The 4512-nt window shown below is 70.5% G+C and carries 4 protein-coding genes; 2 read left to right on the top strand and 2 right to left on the bottom strand.

What is annotated here, in order from left to right; genetic code table 11:
• Nucleotides 1–242: 242 nt before the first annotated feature.
• Complete coding sequence (locus ACR2JA_RS15070) at nucleotides 243–1481, top strand: FAD-dependent monooxygenase (protein WP_434009896.1); 1239 nt, start codon at nucleotides 243–245, stop codon at nucleotides 1479–1481.
• 149 nt (nucleotides 1482–1630) lie between these two features.
• Nucleotides 1631–2605: a Bug family tripartite tricarboxylate transporter substrate binding protein gene (locus ACR2JA_RS15065; RefSeq protein ID WP_434009895.1), complete on the top strand. Its 975-nt coding sequence runs from the start codon at nucleotides 1631–1633 to the stop codon at nucleotides 2603–2605.
• 101 nt (nucleotides 2606–2706) lie between these two features.
• Here ACR2JA_RS15065 and ACR2JA_RS15060 read toward each other — a convergent pair whose 3' ends face one another.
• Both ACR2JA_RS15060 and ACR2JA_RS15055 read right to left on the bottom strand, forming a co-directional pair.
• Complete coding sequence (locus ACR2JA_RS15060) at nucleotides 2707–3798, bottom strand: DNA glycosylase AlkZ-like family protein (RefSeq protein WP_434009894.1); 1092 nt, start codon at nucleotides 3796–3798, stop codon at nucleotides 2707–2709.
• A 27-nt stretch (nucleotides 3799–3825) separates the two neighbouring features.
• The coding region (locus ACR2JA_RS15055) for a tryptophan 2,3-dioxygenase (RefSeq protein ID WP_434009893.1) at nucleotides 3826–4512 on the bottom strand (687 nt) is incomplete at its 5' end.

Genomic DNA, 4512 nt, shown 5'->3' with positions numbered 1-4512 from the left:
CCCCAAGGGGGCTGACCTTGCTCGGGGCGGCCCGTCGCTGTGGTCATTGGCCCCCACGCTCCGCCGCTGCGCGGGTCGCTGCCCCCCAAGGGGGCTGACCTTGCTCGGGGCGGCCCGTCGCTGTGGTCATTGGCCCCCACGCTCCGCCGCTGCGCGGGTCGCTGCTCGGCTTGTTCCACCGTTGCGCGGGGGTTTGCGTTGCGTCAAGGCGGTGCGGAGGCCGGCGGGCACAATGCCCGCCCATGACACAACACGTGGTGATCGCCGGTGGGGGTATCGGTGGCCTGGCCTGTGCCCTGGCGCTGGCCCGGGCCGGGGTTTCGGTGGACCTGCTGGAGCAGGCGGGCGCGCTGGGCGAGGTGGGGGCTGGCCTGCAACTGGGGCCCAACGCGGTGCGCGTGCTCGACGAGTGGGGACTGATGGCCCCGCTGCACGTGCGGGCGGCCTTCCCGGAAGACCTGCGCGTGCGTGACGCCCATGGCGGCCAGACCCTGGGCCTGCTGCGTCTGGGGGCCGTCATTCGAGCGCGCTACGGCCAGCCTTACGCCACCATCCACCGCGCCGACCTGCACGGCCTGCTGCTCGAAGCCGTGCAGCGCCACAGCGGTGTGCGCGTGCAGCTGGGTGCGCGTCTGTCGGCCTACGAGGCGACGGCGTCGAGCGTGCACGTGACCTGCGAAGACGGCTCCCTTTTCCAGGGCGCAGCGCTGATCGGAGCCGATGGCCTGTGGAGCCGCGTGCGCACGCAGGTGCTGGGTGCGCAGCCGGTGCGCCTGAGCGGGCACCTGGCCTACCGCGGCATGGTGCCGGCCGAGCGGGTGCCGGCGGCGCTGCGCAGCAGCGGCGTCGTGGCCTGGCTGGGGCCGAAGTTGCACGTGGTGCAGTACCCGGTCAAACGCGGCCACTGGTTCAACGTGGTGGCCGTGGTGCACGGCGTGCTGGGCCAGGGCCACGGCGGCCCGCCCGGCAGCGATCCGCAAAGCTGGGGCCACGAAGCCCGCTGGAACGACCTGCAGCGCAGCCTGGGTGCGGTCTGCCCCGACCTGCAGGCCATGCTGGCGGCGGTGGGGGAATGGAAGCTCTGGGCGCTGAACGACCGCCCGCCCATGGCCGGTGCCCACGAACAGGCCCAGGGCCGCGTGGCGCTGCTGGGCGACGCGGCGCACCCGCTGCGGCCCTACCTGGCGCAGGGCGCGGCCATGGCGATCGAGGACGCCTGGACGCTGGGGCGCCTGGTGCAGGGCCAGCGACAAGCGCCCGGCGGGCTGGACGCTTCGCACTGGCCCGACCTGTTCGCGCGCTTCGCCCACACGCGCTGGGCGCGCAACGCCATGGTGCAGAACCGGTCGGCCCGCAACGGCACCATCTTCCACGCCAGCGGCGCGCTGCGCCTGGCACGCAACGCGGCCATGGCCCTGCTCGGCGAATCCTTGCTGGACAACCCGTGGCTGTACAGTGGGCCCCCTGAACCGGGGGCGTAGTCACCCCCCTGCGCCGCTGCGCGGCTTCCCCCCCCAAGGGGACCACACCAGAGGCCCGGCGGAGCCGGTTCCTCGGTGTGTGCTGGACGCGCGCCGGCATGTGGGCTGCTGGGCTGCCGAGTTGTACTTGTTTTTTCCGGAGACATCTGATGTTCAAACCTTCCCGCCGTCAGGCGCTGGTCGCCGTGCTCGCCTTGACCGCTGCCGCTTCCTCCGCGTTCGCCCAGACCACCTGGCCCAGCAAGCCGCTGAAGATGGTGGTGGGTTTTCCCGCAGGGTCGTCACCCGACCTGACCGCGCGCCTGCTGGCCGAACCGCTGTCGCAGGCGCTGGGCCAGCCGGTGATCGTGGAGAACAAGGCAGGTGCCGGCGGCAACATCGGTGCCGACGCGGTGGCCCGCGCGACCGACGACCACACCATCGGCCTGATGATCAATGGCAACCTGACCATCGCCAAGATCCTCAACCCGGCCACCACCTACGACCCGCTCAAGGACCTGCAACCGGTCTCGCTGATCGCGGTCTCGCCGCTGGTGCTGGCGGTTCCAGCCGGCACGTCTGTCAGTGGCAAGGCCTTCTTCGATGACGCGAAGGCCCAGGGCGACAAGCTCAACTACGGCACCCCCGGCGTGGGCACGGTGGCCCACCTGGGCATGGAACTGCTCAAGGCCAAGGCCGGCATCGCGCCGGTGCACGTGCCCTACCCGGGCAACCCGCAGGTCATCACCGGCCTGATCGGTGGCCAGGTGCAGATGGCGCTGTTGCCGCCGGGCCTGGCCCAGGCGCAGGTCAAGGGTGGCAAGCTCAAGGCGATCGGCGTCACGTCCGCCGGCCGCAGCAGCGTGGCCCCCGAGCTGCCCAGCCTGGCCGAAGCGGGTGTGCAGGGCTTGCAGCTGGAGATCTGGAACGCGGTGGCCGCGCCGGTGGGCCTGCCCAAGGCCCATGTGCAGAAGCTCGCCACCCTGCTGGCCGAGATCGTGCGCCGTCCCGACATCCGCCAGAAGATCCTGAACCAGGGCTGGCAGGTGGCGGGCACCTCACCTGAGGGCCTGGCCAAGCGCATCGCGGCCGACACCGCCGCCATGTCCGACGTCATTCGCAAGAACAACATCAAACCGAATTGAGCCACCCCTGCCGCGCTGCGCGCGACCCCCTCCAGGGGGCGATGCGTGCGGCGCGGCGGAGCCGGTTCCACCGCATCCTGGATGCAGGCACGCGCTCCGGATCAGTGATGTGAAGTTCCTAAAAACCGGCTGATATCTGCCAGTTCGGCGTCCAGCGCCTGGCGGTAGGCCGCGTCCTTCGGTGCCTGGCCGCTGATGTAGCCGATGTCCGCCTGCAGGCGCCCGTCCACCACCGACAGGTTGCCCCAGCCGATGACCGCGTCGCGCCACAGCAGCGGCATGGCGTAGTAGCCACGCACGCGCTTGGCCGGCGGGGTGTAGGCCTCGAACCGGTAGGCCCAGCCCCACAGGCGCTCGAAGCGGTCGCGGTCCCACACCACCGGGTCGAAGGGCGCGAGCAGGCGCACCCGGTCATGCGTTTTCCAGCGGCGCGCGGCCGGGTCTTCACCATCGGGCCAGAACCAGCGCACACGGTCCAGCTCGGCATGCGGCAGGCGCTGCGTGGCCCGCAACAGTGCGGCCCGCAGCTGGCCTTGCCACTGCGGTACCGCGTGTTTGAGCATGGCCACCAGCTGGCGCAGGCCGGGCTGGGGCAGCGGTGCGTACTTGTTCACCAGCATGTCTACCAACTGGTCCAGCAAGGCGTGCACATCATCGGGCGCGGTCTGTGGCTGATGCGCGGCGTAGAGGCGGATGCCGTTGTCGCGCCGCGCCACGCGCAGCAGGCCGCGGTAGTGCATGGCGTCCAGCAGTTGCGTGCTGGCCTTGGAGCGGCCACCGAAGCCGTTGGTGGTGTGGCCGTGGGCGAAGTGCTCGTCCACCTCGCGCGGGTGCGCCTCGCCACGCGCCTGCACGAAATGCCAGACCGCTTGGGCCTGCGCCCAGCGCTCGGCCGGCCATTCGCGCAGCGCGCTGCGCGGGTGCATCAGCGCGTGCAGGGCGGGCGTGACAAAGCCGTAGTTGACGAAGAAGTCCTCCTCCACGTCAAGCGCGGCGTAGCGCCGCTCCAGATCACCGACCCGGTAGCCTTTGACGCGGTGGCGCAGCGTCAGGTCCTGCGCCCGCGCGGGCGAACGAATGGGGTCGGCCTGCACGAAACCCAGCCGCGCGATCGCCTCGGGGAGGGTGGTGGGTGTGAACAGACTGCGCGCCACGGCATGGCGGCGCAGGTCGTCGAGCGTGATGGAGGGCATCGGCCCATCATGCCGGAAGGAGGCGCTTCAGAGCGCCGTTCTGAGTGTCCAGATCTCGGGAAACAGCACGACGTCCAGCATCTTGCGCAGGTAGCTCACACCACCGGTGCCGCCGGTGCCGCGCTTGAAGCCGATCACGCGTTCCACCGTGGTCACGTGGCGGAAGCGCCAGAGGCGGAAGGCGTCTTCCAGATCGGTGAGTTCTTCGCCGAGCTGGTACAGGTCCCAGTGCTGCTTGGGGTCGCGGTAGACCTGCAGCCAGGCCTGCTCGACGCCGTCGCTGGCTTCGTAGGGCTGCGTCCAGTCGCGCTCGGTGTGCGAGGCCGGCACGGCGATGCCGCGGCGCGCCAGCAGGCGCAGGGCCTCGTCGTACAGCGAAGGCGCTTCATAGGCCGCCTGCACCATGGCCGCGCGTTCCGGGTGGTGGGCGTGCGGCTGGAGCATGGCCGCGTTCTTGTTGCCCATCGCGAACTCGATGCAGCGGTACTGGAAGCTCTGGAAGCCGCTGGAGTGGCCCAGGTAGGGGCGGACCGCGCTGTACTCCGGCGGCGTCATGGTGGCCAGGACGTCCCAGGCGTGCACCAGCTGTTCCATGATCTTGGACACGCGCGCCATCTGCTTGAACGCGGCGTTGAGTTCGTCATGCGCGATGTTGCGGATCGCGGCGGTCAGCTCGTGCAGCATCAGTTTCATCCAGAGTTCGCTGGTCTGGTG

It is taken from the genome of Hydrogenophaga sp., from assembly GCF_051007235.1.
GTDB lineage: Bacteria > Pseudomonadota > Gammaproteobacteria > Burkholderiales > Burkholderiaceae_C > Hydrogenophaga.
Note: the sequence above shows the minus strand (reverse complement) of the source record. Positions and strands in the feature narration are given on the sequence as shown.

Coding starts and splice junctions, on each gene's coding strand:
- ACR2JA_RS15070 (WP_434009896.1), top strand. CDS start 243: ATGACACAACACGTGGTGATCGCCGGTGGGGGTATCGGTGGCCTGGCC.
- ACR2JA_RS15065 (WP_434009895.1), top strand. CDS start 1,631: ATGTTCAAACCTTCCCGCCGTCAGGCGCTGGTCGCCGTGCTCGCCTTG.
- ACR2JA_RS15060 (WP_434009894.1), bottom strand. CDS start 3,798: ATGCCCTCCATCACGCTCGACGACCTGCGCCGCCATGCCGTGGCGCGC.